24 protein-coding genes and 1 other RNA gene are annotated in these 22,228 nt (G+C 38.7%); 6 read left to right on the forward strand and 19 right to left on the reverse strand.

Annotated elements, in window-relative coordinates:
• Window positions 1–7 precede the first annotated feature (7 nt).
• The 17 genes from tsaD to PI20285_RS12010 all read right to left on the reverse strand — a co-directional run bounded on the left by tsaD (window position 8) and on the right by PI20285_RS12010 (window position 11,976).
• The gene (tsaD, locus tag PI20285_RS07125) at window positions 8–1,045 is read right to left on the reverse strand and encodes a tRNA (adenosine(37)-N6)-threonylcarbamoyltransferase complex transferase subunit TsaD (protein WP_057772785.1); all 1,038 of its coding nucleotides are present in this window, start codon (window positions 1,043–1,045) and stop codon (window positions 8–10) included.
• A gap of 7 nt (window positions 1,046–1,052) precedes the next feature.
• Complete coding sequence (rimI, locus tag PI20285_RS07130; protein WP_057772783.1) at window positions 1,053–1,628, reverse strand: ribosomal protein S18-alanine N-acetyltransferase; 576 nt, start codon at window positions 1,626–1,628, stop codon at window positions 1,053–1,055.
• Entirely contained in the window at window positions 1,612–2,337 is a 726-nt protein-coding gene (gene tsaB, locus PI20285_RS07135; protein ID WP_057772782.1) for a tRNA (adenosine(37)-N6)-threonylcarbamoyltransferase complex dimerization subunit type 1 TsaB, read from the reverse strand. Before tsaB ends, rimI begins: the two co-directional genes overlap by 17 nt.
• Before the next feature lie 115 nt (window positions 2,338–2,452).
• Window positions 2,453–3,448 carry a UDP-glucose 4-epimerase GalE gene (gene galE, locus PI20285_RS07140; RefSeq protein ID WP_057772780.1) on the reverse strand — a complete coding sequence of 332 codons (996 nt, stop codon included), beginning with the start codon at window positions 3,446–3,448 and terminating at the stop codon, window positions 2,453–2,455.
• A 65-nt stretch (window positions 3,449–3,513) separates the two neighbouring features.
• Window positions 3,514–4,272, reverse strand: a complete 759-nt coding sequence (locus PI20285_RS07145; protein WP_057772778.1) for an acyl-[acyl-carrier-protein] thioesterase — start codon at window positions 4,270–4,272, stop codon at window positions 3,514–3,516.
• A 98-nt stretch (window positions 4,273–4,370) separates the two neighbouring features.
• Complete coding sequence (gene rsmI / locus PI20285_RS07150; protein ID WP_057772776.1) at window positions 4,371–5,264, reverse strand: 16S rRNA (cytidine(1402)-2'-O)-methyltransferase; 894 nt, start codon at window positions 5,262–5,264, stop codon at window positions 4,371–4,373.
• A gap of 12 nt (window positions 5,265–5,276) precedes the next feature.
• Window positions 5,277–5,621 carry a DNA replication initiation control protein YabA gene (locus tag PI20285_RS07155; protein WP_057772775.1) on the reverse strand — a complete coding sequence of 115 codons (345 nt, stop codon included), beginning with the start codon at window positions 5,619–5,621 and terminating at the stop codon, window positions 5,277–5,279.
• Window positions 5,622–5,659: 38 nt separating this feature from the next.
• The gene (gene holB, locus PI20285_RS07160) at window positions 5,660–6,667 is read right to left on the reverse strand and encodes a DNA polymerase III subunit delta' (protein ID WP_057772772.1); all 1,008 of its coding nucleotides are present in this window, start codon (window positions 6,665–6,667) and stop codon (window positions 5,660–5,662) included.
• 21 nt (window positions 6,668–6,688) lie between these two features.
• Window positions 6,689–7,018, reverse strand: coding sequence for a cyclic-di-AMP receptor (locus PI20285_RS07165; protein WP_057772770.1), 330 nt, complete (start codon window positions 7,016–7,018; stop codon window positions 6,689–6,691).
• 5 nt (window positions 7,019–7,023) lie between these two features.
• Entirely contained in the window at window positions 7,024–7,677 is a 654-nt protein-coding gene (gene tmk, locus PI20285_RS07170) for a dTMP kinase (protein ID WP_179947341.1), read from the reverse strand.
• 35 nt (window positions 7,678–7,712) lie between these two features.
• Entirely contained in the window at window positions 7,713–8,312 is a 600-nt protein-coding gene (gene recR, locus PI20285_RS07175; RefSeq protein WP_057772768.1) for a recombination mediator RecR, read from the reverse strand.
• Between the two features lie 15 nt (window positions 8,313–8,327).
• Window positions 8,328–8,642, reverse strand: coding sequence for a YbaB/EbfC family nucleoid-associated protein (locus tag PI20285_RS07180; RefSeq protein WP_057772767.1), 315 nt, complete (start codon window positions 8,640–8,642; stop codon window positions 8,328–8,330).
• Window positions 8,643–8,662: 20 nt separating this feature from the next.
• Window positions 8,663–10,438 (reverse strand): DNA polymerase III subunit gamma/tau, encoded by a 1,776-nt coding sequence (dnaX, locus tag PI20285_RS07185; RefSeq protein WP_057772764.1) that lies wholly within the window; start codon window positions 10,436–10,438, stop codon window positions 8,663–8,665.
• A 75-nt stretch (window positions 10,439–10,513) separates the two neighbouring features.
• An RNA gene (gene ffs / locus PI20285_RS07190) (signal recognition particle sRNA small type) lies at window positions 10,514–10,600 on the reverse strand.
• A 31-nt stretch (window positions 10,601–10,631) separates the two neighbouring features.
• Complete coding sequence (gene tadA, locus PI20285_RS07195) at window positions 10,632–11,147, reverse strand: tRNA adenosine(34) deaminase TadA (RefSeq protein ID WP_057772762.1); 516 nt, start codon at window positions 11,145–11,147, stop codon at window positions 10,632–10,634.
• Window positions 11,137–11,760 carry a class I SAM-dependent methyltransferase gene (locus PI20285_RS07200; RefSeq protein WP_057772761.1) on the reverse strand — a complete coding sequence of 208 codons (624 nt, stop codon included), beginning with the start codon at window positions 11,758–11,760 and terminating at the stop codon, window positions 11,137–11,139. Before PI20285_RS07200 ends, tadA begins: the two co-directional genes overlap by 11 nt.
• A gap of 87 nt (window positions 11,761–11,847) precedes the next feature.
• On the reverse strand, window positions 11,848–11,976 hold the full coding sequence (locus PI20285_RS12010) for a hypothetical protein (RefSeq protein ID WP_280523929.1): 129 nt from the start codon (window positions 11,974–11,976) through the stop codon (window positions 11,848–11,850).
• Between the two features lie 76 nt (window positions 11,977–12,052).
• Between PI20285_RS12010 and PI20285_RS07205 the strand changes: the two genes are divergently transcribed.
• The 3 genes from PI20285_RS07205 (at window position 12,053) to nrdF (ending at window position 15,600) form a co-directional block, all read left to right on the forward strand.
• A complete protein-coding gene (locus tag PI20285_RS07205; protein WP_046871054.1) occupies window positions 12,053–12,283 on the forward strand; it encodes a redoxin NrdH in 231 nt (76 codons plus the stop codon).
• A gap of 110 nt (window positions 12,284–12,393) precedes the next feature.
• Entirely contained in the window at window positions 12,394–14,559 is a 2,166-nt protein-coding gene (gene nrdE, locus PI20285_RS07210; protein WP_057772759.1) for a class 1b ribonucleoside-diphosphate reductase subunit alpha, read from the forward strand.
• A gap of 24 nt (window positions 14,560–14,583) precedes the next feature.
• Entirely contained in the window at window positions 14,584–15,600 is a 1,017-nt protein-coding gene (gene nrdF / locus PI20285_RS07215; protein WP_057772757.1) for a class 1b ribonucleoside-diphosphate reductase subunit beta, read from the forward strand.
• An 86-nt stretch (window positions 15,601–15,686) separates the two neighbouring features.
• On the opposite strand, the gene PI20285_RS07220 is transcribed toward nrdF, so the two are convergent.
• Window positions 15,687–16,580 (reverse strand): IS3 family transposase, encoded by an 894-nt coding sequence (locus PI20285_RS07220; RefSeq protein WP_063696711.1) that lies wholly within the window; start codon window positions 16,578–16,580, stop codon window positions 15,687–15,689.
• The gene (locus tag PI20285_RS07225; RefSeq protein ID WP_057775631.1) at window positions 16,577–17,251 is read right to left on the reverse strand and encodes a helix-turn-helix domain-containing protein; all 675 of its coding nucleotides are present in this window, start codon (window positions 17,249–17,251) and stop codon (window positions 16,577–16,579) included. Before PI20285_RS07225 ends, PI20285_RS07220 begins: the two co-directional genes overlap by 4 nt.
• A gap of 113 nt (window positions 17,252–17,364) precedes the next feature.
• Between PI20285_RS07225 and PI20285_RS07230 the strand changes: the two genes are divergently transcribed.
• From PI20285_RS07230 to PI20285_RS07240, 3 genes are all read left to right on the forward strand, one after another.
• Window positions 17,365–18,654, forward strand: a complete 1,290-nt coding sequence (locus tag PI20285_RS07230; protein WP_245080550.1) for an ISL3 family transposase — start codon at window positions 17,365–17,367, stop codon at window positions 18,652–18,654.
• Window positions 18,655–19,151: 497 nt separating this feature from the next.
• Complete coding sequence (locus PI20285_RS07235; RefSeq protein WP_057775614.1) at window positions 19,152–20,579, forward strand: ISNCY family transposase; 1,428 nt, start codon at window positions 19,152–19,154, stop codon at window positions 20,577–20,579.
• A 165-nt stretch (window positions 20,580–20,744) separates the two neighbouring features.
• On the forward strand, window positions 20,745–22,172 hold the full coding sequence (locus tag PI20285_RS07240) for an ISNCY family transposase (protein ID WP_158694982.1): 1,428 nt from the start codon (window positions 20,745–20,747) through the stop codon (window positions 22,170–22,172).
• Window positions 22,173–22,228 lie beyond the last annotated feature (56 nt).

Raw genomic sequence — 22,228 nt, forward strand, 5'->3', positions numbered from 1 at the left:
CTTCATCTTATTTGACGGCATCTGGTACCCAATCAAATTCCAAACTCGGTTCAGCATTCAAACTAGCATCAGCAAAAACATTATGCTTCATTGCCACATAGCCAGCTGCCCCAATCATGGCTGCGTTATCACCACAATACTTCAGAGGTGCTTTTACAAAATCTAGATCCGGCTCCTTCACACTAAGTTGCTCAGATAAGGTTTCTCTAAGTCCTTGGTTTGCAGCAACCCCTCCTGCTAAAATAAGTTGTTTGATCTGAAATTTTTCACAAGCCAATAAAGTTTTTTTAACAATCACATCGACCACGCTTTGTTGGAAACTCGCGGCAAGATCGGCGCGATTCAACGTTTCATTAATCTGATCAGCATGATGAACCGTGTTAATAAAAGCACTTTTTAGGCCACTAAAACTAAAGTCGAAATTATCTTCATGAACCATTGCCCGTGGAAAGTGAAAGGTATCTTTTCCTTGATGAGCTAATTCATCAATTGGTTTCCCAGCCGGATAAGTCATTCCCAAAACGCGCCCGATCTTATCATAAGCTTCCCCAGCCGCATCGTCACGTGTTTCACCAATAATTTGAAATTCATTTTCATATGGCATATAAACAAGCTCTGTATGACCGCCAGAAACTAATAGCGCCATTGAAGGAAATACAATCGGTTTTACAAAGCGAGCCGCATAAATATGGCCTGCCATGTGATTTACTGGGACAATTGGTAATTCATTGGCATAGGCAAATGCTTTAGCAGCAGCCACACCTACCAACAATGCCCCTACAAGTCCAGGACCATAAGTAACGGCCACCGCAGTCAAATCACTAGTTTTAACTTGTGCTTTTTCTAACGCCTCATCAATACAAATTGTGATTTGCTCAATGTGGTGACGGCTAGCCACTTCTGGCACAACTCCGCCGAATCTTTTATGACTATTAATTTGAGTTGCAACCACATTTGACAGGATTTTCTCACCATCTTCAATAACGGCAACACTTGTTTCATCACAACTTGATTCAAATGCTAAAATTAAGTTCTTTTTAGTCATAATTCTCCTAATCCTTTTGGGTCAATGTTAAGGTCATATCAATCGCATCTTCATGATCACCAAAATAATAGTGTGCTTTCACGCCTGTTTTTTCAAAGCCCATCTTTAGATAAAGGGCCTGTGCACGTACATTACTTCTTCTAACTTCAAGCGTCATCTTTTTGTATCCAATGTATTCAGCTTTTCCAATCATTGTCTTAAGCAAGTAAGCACCAATGCCTCGATTCTGTTTGTCTGGGACCACAGCCACATTTGTAATATGTGCAGTCGCAGTCCGATCATCGAACGATGCACCGATAAAACCAAGCATCCGATCGTGATATCGGATAACTAAATAAAGCCGATCAAATTTACGGCGAAGTTCCGTAGCAAAAGCGGCTCGATCCCAAGGCGTTTGGCCTTCATAAACAGATCGCTCCACATTCAAAATTTTCGGGATATCCGGAATCATCGCCTTGGCAATGAAATACGTGTCCGTTTCAATTTGGATAACATGGTCATGAATTTCAAATGCTTGTTCTCTCAACTGTTTTGTTCGATTAAAAAAACGATCTTTAATTAATGCTTTAATTTCTTTCAACATAAGGCTTTGTTTCCTCTTGTGGATGACGTTTTTTCCATTCAACTTCCGCTTCAGTCAAACGCAAATATCGGGGCACAAAATTAAATGGATGGGCTACAGGTTCGGCGTGTAATCCTAATTTTCCAAGTACATAAGCATTAGGAAGATTCATTGCATCTGAAACTTGATGAAAATATGGCCCCAACTGATCCTGAAGAAAGGCTGCATAAACAGATACATCTTGGCCCACAAACCAAACAGGCTTGTGCATTTCCAGTAATTTTGCGGCCAATTCTTTAATAGCTAAATGTTGGTCCTCCAAAACCGCCACCAAGCCATCAGCAGTTTGTTGATAGATGCCTGCAAATACATTTTCTCGGCGCGCATCAAATAAAGGCACGATTAAACGATCTTCATCGCCTACATTTGCCGCTAATGTCCGTAAGCTGGACACCGCCACTAAATCAATATTTAAGGTATATGCCAGTGTCTTCGCAGTCGTTGTTGCAATCCGCAATCCAGTATATGAACCCGGTCCGTCTGCCACCACAATTCGTTTGAAGTCCTGCATCTTAAGTCCAACCTGCTTAACCAATGTTTCAATAATTGGCTGCAACTGAATACTATGATTTTTACGAATATTTGTGGTCGTCATTGCTAGTAACTGGCCATCATCTAAAATCGCCACACTTAAAGGCCGATTTGAAGTATCTAACGCCAATATTTTCATAACCAATTTCCTTTTCTCGTTCTATTCTTTAAATATCTTATCACAATTTTTCTATAGCGGGATAATTCATAAAAAAGAACTCGCAAATCTTTACCGATTGTCGAGTTCTCTAAATTTATTTTTGATCTTCAAACCCGTTTGGATGTTTTTGTGTCCAGTTCCACGCAGTCCTGATGATTTCATGGATATCATCATATTGAGGCTGCCAATTTAGGATTTTACGTGCCTTATCGCTTTTAGCAACTAAAGTATCTGGGTCTCCAGGACGCCGAGCAGTAATTCTTGCAGGAATTTCTTTGCCGGTCGCAACACGAGCAGCTTCCAAAATTTGCTTCACGGAAAATCCCGTCGAAGAACCCAAATTAAATGCATTGCTTTCGTTACCAGCTTGGAGATACTTCATCGCTAAAATATGCGCATCTGCTAAATCTGTAACGTGCACATAGTCACGAATATTGGTGCCATCTGCAGTTTTATAATCATCCCCAAAAATCTGTAATTCGTCACGTTTTCCAGAAGCAACCTGCAAAACAATCGGAATGAGGTGAGTTTCAGGATGATGATCTTCGCCAATGGTTCCATCCGCAGCAGCTCCCGCAACATTAAAGTAACGCAGTGCCACAAACTTAATACCATAAGCAATATCAGACCAGTGCATAATCTTTTCCATCATGAGTTTGCTCTCACCGTACGGGTTGATGGGATTTTGTAAATCAGTTTCTTTAATTGTATCATTCTCAGGATTACCATAAGTAGCGGCCGTTGAAGAAAAGACAATTCGACTTACATGATTGGCGTGCATAGCTTCAAGCAAAGTGATCACACCGCCAGTATTGTTATCAAAATACTTCAACGGATCCTTCATTGATTCTGGAACAATCGAAAAAGCTGCAAAATGGATAACTGTATCAATACTTTCTTCAGCAAAGACTTTGTCCAAAAAATCCCGATCTCGAACATCCCCCTGGTAAAAACGAGCTTGCTTCGAAACTGCTTGTCGGTGTCCGGTAACTAAATTATCAATCACCACTACATCTTCATTTTGTTCAATCAATCTTTTTACTGTGTGCGAGCCAATATACCCTGCACCACCAAGTACTAAAATTGCCATTTTACGCCTCTCCGTTTTCCTGAAATTTTAACGTAATTATACCATAAAACCGTTTCACTTGTTTGTTAGTTAGCTATTGAGCTCCAAGTACAATCCGCTTCACAATAGACTTCGCCATTAACTGACATCCTATGTAGCGTCTTTGTTTCACCATTTTCACCAGTTGTTTTTCCCACTTCACTCACTACCGTATGTCCATACTGAATTTCTTTATGATATTGAATATTTAAATTAGTTGGCATGTGAGTTTGCAAAAAATCAGCCGGTAAAACATCCAAAAGCCACTCAAAATAATGTGAGTTGTTTACGTGGCCGTTGGTATCTAAATCAAAATAACGAACAGAATATTGTTTGGTTAGCAGTTCTTGTCCATCCGTAATCTTTTGAACCCGTGGTAACCGAGCTAATCGTTTAACCTCATCACTTCCGTATGGGTCAATCAATGCCGGAATTAATTTCCCCATCTTACGTGTTTCATGGTTCATTTGGACAAAATTACTGTTAGCAGTGATAAGTGGTTGGCCTGCTTCGTCTTCAATGCCAAAATGACGCTCGCAAAAAAACTTATTGTGGGCAGTGGCTTCGGTTGACAAACGAATTGTCGTCCCAATCTCAGGTAAAGCATTTATTTGGATCGAATACTGCGTAACTACCCAACCCACGCCATATTTTAAGACTTCTGATGTTCCAACTCCCAAAAGTTCACTTTGGTCTTCTGAAGCTAAAACCATTAAGTTGATTAGCATTGGCATTGATGCTCGCGAGGTTCGATCACCATCGTAATAAACCAATCTATGTTCTTCGCTAAATTTTTTTCCTGCCATGCCAATCTCCTCTCACATTACTTACATTATTTCTTTTTTATAATTCATTTCGTGATCGAAACCAAAAAAGTTTTACCACTCACTACCATCCTCTTAAACTAACTATTTTTCGAATTGTCATTGTTTAAATGGTGGTATGTTGCATAAACATCTTGCTTTTTCAGCCCGCGTAATTTAGCAACCTTTTTTATTGCTACGGTTGGTTTCTCACCCGCGCTAATCAAATTAGTGATTTGATCTTCAACAGGAATTTCTGGTAATTCTTCACCTGCTACAACTGCATGGCTGTTACCTTCCACAATCACAACAAATTCGCCGCGAATTTCATTATTACTAGCCCATTCCAACAGTTCTGCCAAAGTTCCACGAAGAAACTCTTCAAATTTTTTAGTTAGCTCTCGACACAATACTGCCGAACGATCTGTACCCAAGATACCAGCCATATTGGTCAGCGTCTTTTTCAAACGGTGTGGAGCTTCATAAAAAATAAGCGTTTCTTCTTTATTTGCAAGCTTTTCCAATTGACGTTTTTGGTCAACCGGTTTTCGATTTAGAAAGCCAAAGAAATAAAATGGTTGCGGAACTAATCCGGAGGCAATCAAGGCGGTCAACGCTGCGTTAGCTCCTGGCAAAGGAACAACTGTAATGTCTTGTTCAATACAGGCCACTACCAAATCATGCCCAGGATCACTAATTGATGGCATTCCTGCATCACTCACTTGCGCAATGGTCTCCCCTTTTTTTAAACGTTCAACTAATTCAGGGACACGTTCATGGGTGTTATATTCATGAAAACTAATTTGTTTCGTTTCAATTTCAAAATGATTTAATAACTTTTGGGTATTCCGCGTATCTTCAGAAGCAATAACATCTACTTCCTTCAATATTTCAACTGCCCGATAGGTCATATCTCCAAGATTGCCAATTGGGGTGGGCACTAAATACAGCGTTCCACTAGCCTGATTTTTTGCAAAGCTTTTTTGTGATTGCACTTTTCAATCTCCTTACCGATCACCGTAAATAACATCAAGGCAAAAAGCACACGGTTCGTTATTTTCACGGTGTCTGCCAAACCATTCATTGCACACGTGATATCCGCGACCATATAATTTTTCTAAGTTTTTTCGAGATTTAGAAAGACCGTGCTTAGTACTTTTGGGATCTTCGTTTTTTGACGATTGCTCATATTTGCTTAATTGCTCACGCAAATGCTCATTTTCGATAACCAATTCAGCATTTTCTTCAAGAATCTCCGTCAAACCATTTTGTAATTCCTGAATCTGGTCTGACATTTTTTGTGATTCTTCTTGAAGACCATCGAAGCTTTCGTATATCTCTCGTTTGTTCACAGTTTCACCTCATTCACAGTCCTTAATCTCAGAATGACTCAATAAATACGACATAATCTAATGGTTAGTGCTTCCAAGACATTTTGAAAACTTACATTACGATTCATTAAATTCTTAGCCTGTAAAGCTTGCTCAGTTGCTGCCATTAAACTGCTTTCTGATTTGTTGGTAAGTCCCTGCTTTATTTGTTCATCTTGATTTGGAAAACTTAACCGTAAATTGTTGGGGTTTACTTTTAAAATTAAAGCTTCACGACAATATAACATGACGATATCTAAAATTAACTGCTGACTTTCTTTAGTTTTTGCTAATCCCATGATTTTCGCCTGAACCTCGACGAAGGACCGCATATCTTTTTGAAAAGCCAATAGAAACCAGCGACTAACCGCTGATTGAACTTGTGATAACCAATCATCGGCTAACCAATTTTTAACTTCAACCACACTGTTAGTTAGATTCATCGCCATGGCTATTAAACTTGGCGTAATCTCCTCTTTTTGCAATTGGGCCTTAAATTGAGCTGGTATCAATGGTTTCAATTCTACTACTTCTGTTCGTGAGATGATGGTTGGTAGCATCAGGTTCTTATTGGTTGTCAAAAGAAAAGCAGTCACATTTGGGCTTGGTTCCTCAATAAATTTTAAGAGGCTATTTGCTGCACCTGCAGTCATTTTATCAGCATCAGAAATAATAAATATCTTTTGATTACCTTCAACCGCACTTTTTGTAAACTCAGATTTCAAAAATCGGACTTGATCAACCTTTATACTTTGACCATCTGGTTTCACAACCACCACATCCGGATGCTGGTTTGTACTGATCCTTCGACATTCCTGACACTTTCCACAGGGCATGTTGTTTTGTACATTTAAACAAAAAAGACGCATCGCAATCCAGGTTGCTAACTCGTCTTTTCCAATGCCCGATTCACCAGCAAACAAATAAGCATGGGCCAGCTTTCGTGACGCGATGACCTGTGCAAAATGTTCAACTAATTCTGGTTGCTTTTCTTTAACCGCAATTTGGATTCCATCTTCTTCAGCCATCGTTACTCCTCCGCCAACTTTTTAGAATTGTTGAAATTGCTCAATTGGCATGACAAACACCGTTGCTCCACCAACTTGAACCTTCACAGGATAAGCAGTTGTGCCTTCCATACTAGCATCCAAATTGACCGGTGGTGTCATGAATTCCTCACGACTATGGGAAGCCTCTTTGACCATTGCCAATACTTCATCAACTCGTTTTTCATCAATCGCAATCATGTAAGTTGTATTTCCTGATTTTAGAAAACCACCTGTTGTTGATAATTTTGTTGCCCGAATATTTGCATCGATAAATTCATCGCTTAATTGATTGGCATCCTTATCTTGAACAATTGCAATAATTAATTTCATATTTGTCACTCTCCTGACTCATTGAAAAACTCTGAATTAGATTGCCGAATAATTGTTTCAACTTCTGAAACAACTTTTTCTTTACTTTGCGTTGCGTCTATCACTTTGATACGCTCAGGATTTTCTTTGGCAATTTTTAAATAAGACGCTCGAACCCGTTTATGAAAAGATAATTTTTCAACATCTAAACGATTAATTTCATCCGTCCGGTGCGTCATAATGCGTTTCAGACCAATCTCTGAAGGAATGTCAAAGTAAATCGTCAAATCAGGAAGTAAACCAGCCGTGGCAAAAAGGTTCATTTGATAGACTTCCTGTTCACCAATCTCGCGACCAGCTCCTTGATACGCCACCGAACTGTCAATGTAGCGATCGCATAAAATTAGCTTGTTGGCTTTTAATGCCGGCTCAATCGTCTCTACAATGTGTTGTCGCCGAGCGGCCGCATAAAGTAATGCCTCTGTACGGTCATCCATTTCTGTATTCTGGCGATCCAAAATAACACTACGAATGGCTTCAGAGATTCGGTTACCGCCTGGTTCACGAGTCACAACCAGCTGCGTTTTTAACTGAGGTTTTAAGTCTGCCACAATCGTATTCAAAGCTGTTGTTTTTCCTGCGCCATCTGGGCCTTCAAATGAAATAAATTTTCCTGTCACCATGCCATCTCGCTTTTTCATAAGTATAAGTTTGTTTACATCTCTGTACGGCCTTCTACAGCTTTGAACAAAGTCATCTGATCCGCATATTCAATATCACTACCAACCGATAAACCATGCGCTAATCTGGTTACTTTAATTCCAGCTGGCTTGATAAGTCGTGACAAGTACATCGCTGTCGCTTCACCCTCTGGAGTTGCATTAGTTGCTACAATAACTTCTTTGACCGCTTTATTTGTTTGAAGCCGTTTAAGCAAACTTGAAATATTCAAATCTTCTGGTCCTTTGCCTTCCATAGGTGAAAGGACTCCCTGAAGGACATGGTAAAGGCCATGATACTCTTTCATTTCTTCCATTGACATCACATCTTTAGGATCCTCAACTACCAATAAGGTCCCTTGATCACGCGATTTATCTCGACAGATTTCACAAGGATCATCTTCGGTAATATTTCCACAAATACTGCAAAAATGAAGATCACGTTTTGCCGAAACCAATGCCTTAGCGAACTCTGTCACATCATCTTGATCCATATTAATCGTGAAGAATGCTAATCTAGTTGCACTCTTTTCGCCGATTCCTGGCAGCTTCATATAACTATCAATTAATTTCGCAATTGGCTCTGGATATTGCATTATAGGCCCTCACTCTTACATTTTTGGCAAACCTTTAGTGTATTTGCCCATCGTTTTGTTTGTTTCATCAGTAATCTTAGTCATCGCATCATTTACAGCGGCAACAACCAAGTCTTGTAACATATCCACATCATCTGGATCAACTGCTTCAGGCTTAATGGCGATGTCTTTCATAGTCTTATCACCCGTAAAAGTGACCTTAACCATGTCGTCTGGTGCAACACCAGTAAATTCCGTTGTATCTAAGCTTTCTTGTTCCTCAGTAACTTTTTTCTGCATCTTTTGCATTTGACGCATCATGTTTTGCATATTTCCCATTCCACCGCGCATCTTAATTCCGCCTTTCTTAACTAATCGTTTCTAATTTCGACTGCTTCTGACCCAAATAAGGCTTCAGCTTGAGTAACTACTGGGTCTTGTTCAGACTGGGAAGCTGGAGAATCCTCATCTGTCGGCATCCCTTCAGCATTTTCCTCATTTGAATCAGCTTCATTATTCTGTAAATCATCTTTATGTTGCTGAATATAACTTGTTCGAATTTCTGGCCATTGCTCAGCATCAACATAAGCAATTTTTAAATCATGACCTACTAGTTTGTCAATATCTTCGCTCAAAAGTTGACGTAAATCTCCATCATCCGCTGCTTGTTCATACAAGAAAGCGTAGTTAAAGGCGATTACAGCTCCTTTTTCACTAGCTGCCACTGGTTGAGCCACATGCATCAAGGCTCTCTGTGTGACACTCAACATTGCCATAAGATCTGGCCATATCTCTTTTAATTGTACCAAATTTTGTTTCGTTGCGTTGGCTAAAACTGGATAAATCTTTGTTAAATTAGGTTTCACAGCCTGCTTTCGCTTGCCAGTAGTCCCGCGTGCTGCCCCATTTGGTTTAGCCTCTTTTGCTGGCGCCTGACTTTGTCCCTCTAACTTCTTAACTTGATCCGTTAATTTTTTAATTTCTTCTTGTAAATGATCCAATTCACCTTCAGTAGCTGTCTTTGGTTGCCGATTCTCATTTTCAGGCATTTGGATGTTCTGCTTTGCTGGCTCTGCCAATTTAATCGTTAAAACTTCCATATAAACATCTGGATGAGTGGTAAACCGCATTTGTTGCTGAGTATCGTTTAAATGATCAATCATTTGATAGATACGCTCAGCAGTTAGTGAGGCCGCAAATGACTTGAATTGGTCATCTACATCACCTAACGCTTGATCAACTATCAGCGACGGATCTTGTTGATATAGCAAAAGGTTTCGACAGAAATTGATGAGATCTTCAATAAACCGATTAGCATCCTTGCCTTCCGCCAGCACTTTTTCAAGGGTATTCAGAGCCGAAGTAACCTCCTGATCAGAAACATTTTGAACATATGAATTCAAGAGATCATGATTGACGCTCCCTGTCACTTGCAAGGCATTTTTCAGGGTGATTTCATTATCACCAAACGACAGGGTCTGATCCAAGATGCTAAGTGCATCCCGCATACCGCCTTCTGCTGCTTTAGCAATAACCATCAACGCTTTCTCATCAAATGTAATCTTTTTTTGTTGCAAAATGTAAACCATTCGGTCGTAGCTATCTTTAGTTGAGATTCTTCGGAAATCAAACCGTTGTGTTCTGGAGATGATCGTTAGCGGAATCTTTTGTGGCTCCGTTGTTGCTAAAATAAACACGACATTAGCTGGCGGTTCTTCCAAAGTTTTTAACAAAGCATTGAAAGCCCCCGTGGACAGCATATGGACTTCATCAATAATGTAAATTTTGTAGTCTGCTTCAGTAGGCGCATACTTGGCTTTATCACGAATATCTCGAATTTCTTCCACGCCATTATTGGAAGCAGCATCGATTTCAATGACATCGTTTAAGCGCCCTTGCGTAATTGCTTTACAAGTTGCACATTCATTACAGGGCTCACCATCTTTTAAATAACGGCAGTTAATTGCCTTGGCAAAAATCTTGGCAGCCGAAGTTTTCCCAGTTCCACGCGGACCCGTAAACAAATAAGCGTGACTAGTTTGATCAGTAATTAAAGCATTTTTTAATGTTTGCGTAATCACTTGCTGTCCCACAATTTCGTCAAACCGTTGTGGACGCCAAACGCGATATAAAGCCTGATAGCTCATTTTTGAATTCCTCTCAATTGTTTACCTATATAAAAAACTCTTAGCCATGTTGACTAAGAGTCTTACCAATTTCCTAATAACTTAAGGCACAAGACAGAGCAGACTTAGTGCTGCTTCCTTCCGGATCTGACACAATTCGTGAGTCCATCCTTGCCTTAAGGCCTCTCGGCACTATTAATAATACTCGAAATCACTAAAAATTTCTACTAATTTGTTTACTTTTTTTAAGCTTTTTTCTTCGAAGCCGAATTTCACGAAAAAAATCTTGCATAATTTGGCTTGATTCTCTTTGAAAAAGTCCTTCATAAACCCGTACTTGATGGTTTAAGCGTTGATCATTCAAAAGCTGATACAAGCTTTGAACTGTGCCAGCTTTTGGATCTCGGGTTCCAAAATAAATTTCTGGCAGCTGTGAATTAATGATTGCTCCACTGCACATCATGCACGGCTCAACAGTAACAAACAATTGACAATCCCATAACCGCCAACTTTTTAAGGTTCGGCAAGCATCTTGAATTGCCAAAACTTCTGCATGCGCAGTTGCGTCTTGATTCTGTTCTCTTAAGTTGTGACCACGGCCAACAATTTGATTTTTGTGGACAATGATTGCCCCAATTGGCACCTCACCCATGAATTTTGCCTTGCGTGCTTCTTCCAACGCCAAGCTCATAAAATAAAGCTCTTGGTTTGGCGACAGTTTATTCTGCATTGTCTTCCTGCTCTTTCACGCTCTTAATAATGTAGTAACCTTTTTGTTTTAAAACAATCTCTGCATTGCCAAATACGTGGGTCATCGTTTTTTTTGCTGAAGGTGCGCCTTGCTTTTTTTGCAAAACGATCATTAATGAGCCTCCCACCTGCAAATGTGCAAAAGCATCCGTTAAGATTTTGGTTACAACTGTTTTACCTGCCCGCACCGGTGGATTGGATAATATCGTGTGATAATCTTTTTTAGAAACTGCTTCATAAGTATCTGATTCCCAGATTGTGACATTTTGAATGCCATTTTGCTCAGCGTTTTGTTTGCATAAATCAAGTGCCCTTAAATTTACATCAACAAGATCAACGTGAATTTCTGGCACCGCCTTCGCGATTGCTAATCCAATTGGCCCATAACCACAACCAACATCCAAGACATCTCCATGACTCAGATCTTTCAAATCAACCGCATCCAATAACGTTCGGGTTCCAAAATCGATGGTTCGTTTAGAAAAAACGCCACTGTCTGAATTGAAAGTTAAATTTTGAGAAAGCAATTTAAATTGCCATTGTGTTTTTTCATGTAAAGCATCCGGATTTTGTGTATAATAATAATCAGTCATTTAATTATTTCCTTTTCATTTTAAAATCTATTATTTTTAAAGTTAATTTCTATTATAAAGGAATATCCACCGAAATTCACAACTAACTTAGCGTTGGGTCGTCCCTAAATAAGTTGCACGCAACCTGAACAAAAAAACTTTTTCTTCAAAACCTTGTCGGGCCACCATATTTAGTGCTCGTAACATAATTGACACTAAATATGGTGGTTTTTTCATTGAATTTTACATTAGATGTTGTATACTGAGGATATTCAAAAAACACAAAAGTAACAAGAAATCGAGGGTGGGCAACATGAGTGAAGTAACTATTTATACAAAAAACAACTGTATGCAATGTAAGATGACAAAACGTTTCTTAAGTGAACACAATATTCCCTTTAAAGAACGGAACATTAATACAAATCCTGATTACATTGATTATTTAAAATCTCGCGGATTTCAAGCCGTTCCCGTAGTTGAATCCAATGGTAACGAACCAATTGCCGGATTTCGACCTGATGTTTTAAAACAACTTGCTATCTAACAGATCGACATATTTGTTAGGCCATTAAAACGCACCATGCTGCTTGTCACAGCTAGGCGTTTTTTTATTTATCCCATTTTTAGGCAGGATCCCAGAAAGGCGTGTAAATTATGAGTCTTAAGAACCTTAAAGATGTCACATACTACGATTTAAATAACGAAATAAATATTCCAGTTAACAATCAAATTCCCTTGAACAAGGACCATGAAGCTCTAGCTGCATTCTTAAAAGAAAACGTCAATCCTAACACCAAGCAATTTGATTCATTACAAGACCGATTCGACTATCTAATTAAAAATGACTACATAGAGGAGGACTCAATTAAGAAATATTCTCCTGAATTTCTGCAAAAGCTTTACGATTTTTTGAATTCCCAAAATTTTCATTTTCAATCTTTTATGGCTGCTTACAAGTTCTACGCTCAGTATGCCTTAAAAACTAACGACAACAGCTATTATTTGGAACACTTCGTAGATCGAGTTGCCATGAACGCAACCTACTTTGCGGACGGTGACGAAGATCTAGCTATGTCAATCGCTGATGAGATTATTCACCAACGTTATCAACCTGCTACGCCAAGTTTCTTAAATGCTGGTAGAAAACAACGGGGCGAACTTGTTTCTTGTTTCTTAATTCAAGCAACTGATGATATGAATGCTATTGGCCGAACAATTAACTCTGCACTGCAACTTTCCAAACTCGGTGGTGGTGTCGGAATCAACTTAAGTAATTTGCGAGAAGCTGGTGCCCCTATTAAAGGTATTGAAGGCGCTGCTAGTGGCGTTGTCCCTGTTATGAAACTGTTAGAAGATAGTTTTTCCTACGCAAATCAACTAGGCCAACGTCAAGGTGCCGGCGTTGTTTATCTCAATATTTTCCATCCTGATATTATTTCCTTTTTGTCTGCTAAAAAAGAAAACGCTGATGAAAAAATCCGTGTCAAAACCCTTTCCCTGGGTGTTGTGGTGCCTGATAAGTTCTATGACCTCGCGCGTCATGATGAGGACATGTACTTATTCAGTCCTTACTCTGTTGAAAAAGTTTACGGAAAACCTTTCTCTTATGTAGATATTTCTGCCGAATATGACAATATGGTAGCTAATCCAGCAATCACTAAAACAAAGATGAAAGCCCGTGATCTGGAAAACGAGCTTTCTAAATTACAACAAGAATCAGGCTATCCTTACGTAGTGAACGTTGATACAGCCAATCGCGACAACCCAATTTACGGGAAAATTGTGATGAGTAATCTGTGTTCTGAAATCATGCAGGTTCAATCGCCATCTGAAATCAATGACAAACAAGAATACACAACAATGGGAACCGACATTAGCTGTAACCTTGGTTCCACAAATATTGTTAATATGATGAATACCCCTAACTTTGGTCATTCTGTTGAGACAATGGTCCGCGCCTTAACTTTTGTTACCGATCATTCTAATATCAGTGTTGTCCCTTCCATTCAAAATGGAAACGCACTTGCTCACACAATTGGCCTTGGCGCCATGGGCTTACATGGTTATTTAGCTAAGAACCACATGTACTATGGAAATGTAGACTCTCTTGATTTTACAAGTGTTTATTTCATGCTCCTTAACTACTGGACCTTAAAAGCTTCCAACGAAATTGCACGCGAACGTCATGAAACTTTCCACAATTTTGAAAAAAGTAAATATGCAGACGGTAGTTACTTTGATAAATATGTTTCCAAAGATTGGGGTCCAAAGACTGAAAAGGCAAAGGCTTTATTTGAAACAATTGATATCCCAACTCAAGCCGATTGGCAAGCACTAAAAGAAGCTGTTATGAAAGATGGCCTCTATCACCAAAATCGGATGGCGGTTGCACCAACTGGCTCGATTTCTTACATTAACGACGCCACCGCTAGTCTCCAACCAATTGTTAACCGAGTTGAAGAACGTCAAGAAAAGAAAATTGGTAAAATTTATTTTCCAGCTCCATATCTTGATAACAGCACTTTAAAATATTATCAATCCGCTTATGATATCGACATGCGTAAAGTTGTTGACATTTATGCTGCAGCTCAACAACACGTAGATCAAGGGATGAGCATGACTTTCTTCATGCGTTCAACCATTCCAGAGGGTATGTATGAATGGAAAGATGGCCGGACAAATAAAATGACCACGAGAGATTTGAACATTCTCCGAAACTATGCTTATAATAAGGGAATTAAATCAATTTATTATATTCGGACTTTCACTGACAACGACGGTGAAGTCGGAGTTAACCAATGTGAAAGTTGCTCAATCTAATTTAGTTCAGAAAGGAACAAAAAAATGGCAGACTCTTCAAAATTAGATCCTATCAAATGGACTCAAGATGGTAATTACAAGGCAATCAACTGGAATCAAGTTTCCGATGAGATTGATAAAGCTACTTGGGAAAAATTAACCGAACAGTTTTGGCTCGATACCCGAATTCCAATTTCCAATGACTTGGATGATTGGCGCACCCTTGATGAAGATCATAAATGGGTTGTGGGACACGTCTTTGGTGGCCTTACCCTTCTTGACACCCTTCAATCACAAGACGGTATGGCAGCACTACGAAAAGATATTCGTACGCCCCACGAAACAGCCGTTTTTAATAACATTCAGTTCATGGAATCTGTTCATTCAAAGAGTTATTCATCAATCTTTGAAACGTTAAATACACCAGGAGAAATTGACGAGATCTTCTCATGGAGTGATAGCGAAGAATTCCTTCAAAACAAAACTAAGAAAATTTATACTCTCTATCATGATGATGGTGATCCACTAAAGAAAAAGATTTCAAGCGTCTTTTTGGAAACTTTCTTGTTCTACTCTGGTTTCTTTACACCACTCTATTACCTTGGTCACAACAAATTAACTAACGTTGCAGAAATCATTAAGTTAATTCTTCGTGACGAATCTGTTCATGGTACTTACATTGGTTACAAATTCCAATTGGCTATGAAAGAATTATCAGAAAACAAACAGCAAGAACTCAAAGACTGGATGTTTAACTTCTTATACGAACTTTATGATAACGAAGAAAAATATGTCCACGTTTTATATGATCAAGTCGGTTGGACGGACCAAGTCTTAACGTTTACGCGCTATAACGCAAACAAGGCCTTAATGAATTTGGGTCAAAATCCCCTCTTCCCTGACACAGAAGCTGACGTGAACCCAATTGTGATGAACGGAATCTCTACAGGAACTGCTAATCACGATTTCTTCTCACAAGTTGGTAATGGTTATCGTTTAGGAAAGCTAGAAACTATGTCTGATAAAGATTACAATATTGGCGAACCCAAAGACCAAAAATAGTATTAAAAAGACGTCACTGGTTAGTAACTAACTGCACTAGGCCCTGTCAAGTTGACAGATGAAATAATATAAATTTAAGTTTGTTTCTAAATGGCTTCATTCCAGTATTCATCTGGAGTGAGGCCATTTCTTATTGCTGAACGGTTATGGTGGTTAAAATAATATATTCCATCTTCTACAAGTTTTACTAGTTCTTCATAAGTTTTTGCCAACGGATGGCGAGCCATCCAACGAAGTTTAAATTCATTCCACCAACGTTCCATCGGAGCGTTGTCGTATGGAGTGCCTGGTCTTGACATGCTACGTGTCACGTTATAACGAGCCAAATAATTATTGAAAGCTCCAGAAGTATAAGCAGATCCTCGATCTGTGTGAATTAATGGATGAGCATTACTAAATTGATTGAAAGCTCGCTGAAATACTTGAATTTCGGCTGCACTAGTCTCCGTCAGGCTTAGATTGTAGGCTAACAGTTTTCGCCCGTATAAATCTAAGACACCACTTAAACGTACCTTGTGCTCACCATTTACACCGTAGGTTAATTCAGTTGAGTCTGATAACCAAACTTGATTAGGTGCCGTAACTTTGAAGCTTTGATTTAAAGTGTTATCCAGGATATATTGATCAGACTGTTTAACCCGATTATGTTTCTTAACCTTGATTTCACAGCGTAATCCGAGTTCACGCATAATTCGTTTCACTTGTTTAAGTGTCACAGCAAAAGTGACTTGGTTATCTTTTTCTAGGTTAGTAAGAAGATTCCCAGCTCCTATTCCTTGAAAATGAAAATCAAACCAGTATTGGACACGCTCCTTAAGTACTTTATCTTGTCTTTCCCAAGATGTTATTTGGCGATTAATTCCTTTGTAATAAGCTTGACGGCTTACGCCGACAACTTTAAGTAGTTTGGTGACCGCTCCTTGTTTCCCCTGACTGACTTCACTTATGGCCTGATATGCCAGTCGATGCTGTTTATTCACTCCCTGCGCTGAATTTCTTGAAATTTTTTTATGAAGGCTTCCATAAGTTCTTTATCTTTCAACTCTGATTCTAGTTGTCGGATTCGCAAATTAGCTTTTTCTAAATCAGTTAGTTCACTTAGTTGTTTATGATGTCCACGATTATCAATCAGAGCTTCATAGCCAGCTTGTTTTGTTTTAAGTACCCATGAGCGTGCTTGCTGATAAGAAACAGCGAAATGTTCGGCTGCTTCAGCATAACTATGTTTGTGTCTTGTCACATATTCGACAACCTCAATACGTTCCTTAAAGTTGGTTTTACGACTCATAATAGGGACCTGCTTTCTAAACGGCGAGGCCGTTATTTGTTTATCCCTATTATACCTGGAAACCCAATTGAGTATCTGAGTCGTTGATCGTAATCCATACTTTATAGCTATTTCACGATACGTGCCTTCACCATTCAAAAAATCACTAATGGCTTCCCGTTTTAACTCCTTAGAGTAATGCTTGTTATGATGGGCTTCGGAAAGCTCTTCGGTCCCGCCACTTTGATACTTTACTTGCCAATCTTTCACAGTTTGGGTTGCAACCTTATTGTGTTTGGCAAAGTTACCTAAAGATAAGTTTGACTGTTTAAATTCCGTCAATATCGCTAATTTTTCAGCCGCTGTATATTTAGATCTAGGCATAGAAAAATCCCTCCATGATAATCAGATGAATTATATTGGGTCTACACTTTCTGGTATTGGTGAATAACTGATACCAGTTTTTATTTTGAAAATTAAAAGGACATCTGTCCTCTTTGTGCTACGATTTAATCACCAAACAAAATCGAAAAGAGGAAAAACAGATGTCCCTAACTAATTCTATCTTAAGCTTGTTTGAAATGACAGACCCAAATATAACCGTAACTGGTGTTACCAAGAAACGTTGCCCGAATGGACAACGAATTCATGTCGTTCACGCCAACCTTTCTTATCAGCTTGTGAAATGTCCCCATTGTGGCCATAAAAGTCTAATTAAAAACGGTACCCACGTTAGTCATCTAAGGTTGGGAACCTTATCAGGCGGACGTTATGAAATGCAGCTAAGAAGACAAAGATATCAATGCCAACATTGTTTAAAAACCTGTGGAGCTAAAACTAACCTCGTTAGACGTAATGAAACTTTTACCCACAATGTTAAACATCAGGTCATTGTGCTAGCTCGTGACATGCTGACCAGTAAAGAAATCGCTAAAATTTGTGGCATTTCACCAAGTAGTGTTCAACGTATTTTAAATGCAAATATTCACTTGGCTTACCGTGTTAAGCAACTTCCGCCAAATCTTTGTTTCGATGAATTTCGTTCCTGTAATCATCTAATGTCCTTTAACTGTTGCGATGCCGTTAGTCATCGCCGCATTGTGACCCTCAAAGATCGTCTCAGTAAGGATATCATTGATTACTTTGAAGCTCGTTATTCAGTTCAAGAACGTGCGAAAGTTCAAACAATTACTATTGATATGAACGCCGAATATGCTAGCTTTATTCATCGTTTATTCCCGAATGCTGTCACGATTATTGACCGTTTCCACATTATTCAGCTTGCTGGTCGTGCACTAGACAATGAACGTACATGTATTATCCGTACTTTTCAAGATAAGCATTCACGCATTTACCGCATCCTTAAATCTCAATGGCGTTTATTTCATTTGGCAGAAGAGAAAATCAATGACACTAAGCTTATCTATTTACGAGGCATTAACGAGTATATGACCCAACAGAACGCCATCGACCTTGCCTTAGATGAATTTCCAGAATTCAAAACTGTGTATCAAACTTATCAAGGCATTCTAACCGCTATTCACCAAAAGGATGCCACGGAATTTAAAAATTTGATTACCAACTACCAAGTAGCTGGTAATCAAATGGACGTCACCATTTCAACCTTCGTTAAGAACGGCTCAGCAGTGCTCAACAGTTGTCGTTATCCGTATTCTAACGGTCCTATTGAAGGACTTAATCGTAAAATCAAGGTATTAAAGCGTAGCTGTTTTGGTTTTCGAAATATTCATAACTTCTTCATTCGTATCAGTTTAATTCATGAGTAAACAAAAAGCACATTCACCGAAGTGAACATGCCTTCAAAAATCTCTACCAATACAGTTTGACAGAGACCCAAGATTATGGGGCGAAGACTTCGCGGTGCCACCCATTTTTTAATATTTTCCATACTAAACTTAGCAAACACTCCTCACCACAAAACGGGCAAAAGAATGTTCCGTAAGGTATCGGTTACTACCGGGAAACCAGCCAGATAACGACCACTTTCCAATTTCGAGATCATCTTCAAGCTTTTAAACAACGCCCTTTTTCATCAACAAAGGCTCTCTTTTAGAAGTTGTTCAGCTCTACTCTTCTCATCAACACTTAATATTTTTAACTTTTACTTAATTTAACATTCACTTCTGGTAAAGTCAATAACAGATTATGAATGTTGTTCGCCAGTGTGTTGTTCGCCAGTGATAATGTCTTAACTAATTGGTCAGCAAAAATGTCTCGCAAATATGTTTCACCTCCGGCAAAATAGTTAATGGAGGTGGACAACATGAGAAAGGTTGTTTTAACAGTGAAAGAAGACCACAAATATCAAGTAATTCAGCAAGTAGTTAATGAACGAAAGAATCGTTGTCGAGCTAGTATTGAATTAAATCTATCATTACGACAAATTGATCGATTAATAATCAAATATCGAACTAAGGGTAAATCTAGCTTTGTGCATGGCAATACTGGCAAAAAGCCACAGAATAAGATCTCAACCAAACAAATCAATCGAATTATTAAGCTGTATGAAACTGATTACCAAGGCTTCAATATTTCCCATTTCTATGAGTTTTTATTAAGTAGAGAAGGTATTCAAGTTTCTGAATCAACTTTACGACGAATACTTAGAACCCATCGGGTTCTGTCACCCAAAGCTCATCACAATACCAAAAGACAAATACGCAAAGAATTAAAGCTCAAGGAACAACGGCAGGCTTTGTCTAAACGTGACGAAAAGACCTTACAAGTTGTTGAACCAGTGGAAGCAATAAAGGCTCATCCGTCACGCGCTAGGAAAAAATTTGCCGGTGAACTTATTCAGATGGATGCCTCGGTTGAGCTCTGGTTCGGCAATACAAAGACTTATCTACATGCCGCGATTGATGATTATAGTGGTGCGATTGTTGGCGCCTACTTTGATACCGAAGAAACGTTAAACGCTTATTATCAAGTTATGGCTCAAATATTGACTTCTTTTGGAATCCCGTATGAGATTTTAACAGACCGAAGAACGGTTTTTAACTCAAACAAAAAAGCAGATTCTCCAACGAAGGAAAACCCACTCACTCAATTCGGTTATGCGTGTAAGTCACTGGGAACCAAACTCTCAGTGACTAGCATACCGCAAACCAAAGGCAGAATTGAACGCCTTTTTGAAACACTACAAAGCCGACTTTTAAATGAACTTAAACTAGCAAATACAACGACAATTGAGCAAGCTAACGACTTCCTCAACCCATTTGTAAAAGAATTCAATCAAAAGTTTGCTTTACCTATTAAAATTAACACGAGTGGCTTTGACAAACAACTTACATCTTCAGAAATTGATCAGATTTTAATCACAACTCGAGAGCGCTCAATTTCATCTGGTCACACTGTCAAATTAAATAATCAGGAATATCAATTATTTGAATCAGATAAGCTAGTTTGTTTAAAACCACGAACTAAGGTCTTAATCGTTAAAACTTTAACTGGTAAGCTTTACGCTACTACAGATGCAGATCAAATATTTGATTTACATCCGCTTGCAGATCATGACTTAGTTTCGCCAGCTTTCGAGGTTATTATTGAAAAACCATCTAATATGGCCCCAAAGAACAAGAAGCCCAAGGCTTCTATGAACCACCCATGGAGGAGAGCCAATTATCGCGACTATTTGCGTACAATTGGGTATTCCGAAAAAGGAGCAAATCATATGGCATATGAGATTTAAATTTGACAAGGATGTTCAATGATTATTGAGACATTTTTCCTTACCGATTGACATAACAGATTATGAATGTTGTTCGCCAGTGATAATGTCTTAACTAATTGGTCAGCAAAAATGTCTCGCAAATATGTTTCACCTCCGGCAAAATAGTTAATGGAGGTGGACAACATGAGAAAGGTTGTTTTAACAGTGAAAGAAGACCACAAATATCAAGTAATTCAGCAAGTAGTTAATGAACGAAAGAATCGTTGTCGAGCTAGTATTGAATTAAATCTATCATTACGACAAATTGATCGATTAATAATCAAATATCGAACTAAGGGTAAATCTAGCTTTGTGCATGGCAATACTGGCAAAAAGCCACAGAATAAGATCTCAACCAAACAAATCAATCGAATTATTAAGCTGTATGAAACTGATTACCAAGGCTTCAATATTTCCCATTTCTATGAGTTTTTATTAAGTAGAGAAGGTATTCAAGTTTCTGAATCAACTTTACGACGAATACTTAGAACCCATCGGGTTCTGTCACCCAAAGCTCATCACAATACCAAAAGACAAATACGCAAAGAATTAAAGCTCAAGGAACAACGGCAGGCTTTGTCTAAACGTGACGAAAAGACCTTACAAGTTGTTGAACCAGTGGAAGCAATAAAGGCTCATCCGTCACGCGCTAGGAAAAAATTTGCCGGTGAACTTATTCAGATGGATGCCTCGGTTGAGCTCTGGTTCGGCAATACAAAGACTTATCTACATGCCGCGATTGATGATTATAGTGGTGCGATTGTTGGCCCCTACTTTGATACCGAAGAAACGTTAAACGCTTATTATCAAGTTATGGCTCAAATATTGACTTCTTTTGGAATCCCGTATGAGATTTTAACAGACCGAAGAACGGTTTTTAACTCAAACAAAAAAGCAGATTCTCCAACGAAGGAAAACCCACTCACTCAATTCGGTTATGCGTGTAAGTCACTGGGAACCAAACTCTCAGTGACTAGCATACCGCAAACCAAAGGCAGAATTGAACGCCTTTTTGAAACACTACAAAGCCGACTTTTAAATGAACTTAAACTAGCAAATACAACGACAATTGAGCAAGCTAACGACTTCCTCAACCCATTTGTAAAAGAATTCAATCAAAAGTTTGCTTTACCTATTAAAATTAACACGAGTGGCTTTGACAAACAACTTACATCTTCAGAAATTGATCAGATTTTAATCACAACTCGAGAGCGCTCAATTTCATCTGGTCACACTGTCAAATTAAATAATCAGGAATATCAATTATTTGAATCAGATAAGCTAGTTTGTTTAAAACCACGAACTAAGGTCTTAATCGTTAAAACTTTAACTGGTAAGCTTTACGCTACTACAGATGCAGATCAAATATTTGATTTACATCCGCTTGCAGATCATGACTTAGTTTCGCCAGCTTTCGAGGTTATTATTGAAAAACCATCTAATATGGCCCCAAAGAACAAGAAGCCCAAGGCTTCTATGAACCACCCATGGAGGAGAGCCAATTATCGCGACTATTTGCGTACAATTGGGTATTCCGAAAAAGGAGCAAATCATATGGCATATGAGATTTAAATTTGACAAGGATGTTCAATGATTATTGAGACATTTTTCCTTACCGATTGACATAA

Source organism: Pediococcus inopinatus, from assembly GCF_002982135.1.
GTDB classification, from domain to species: domain Bacteria; phylum Bacillota; class Bacilli; order Lactobacillales; family Lactobacillaceae; genus Pediococcus; species Pediococcus inopinatus.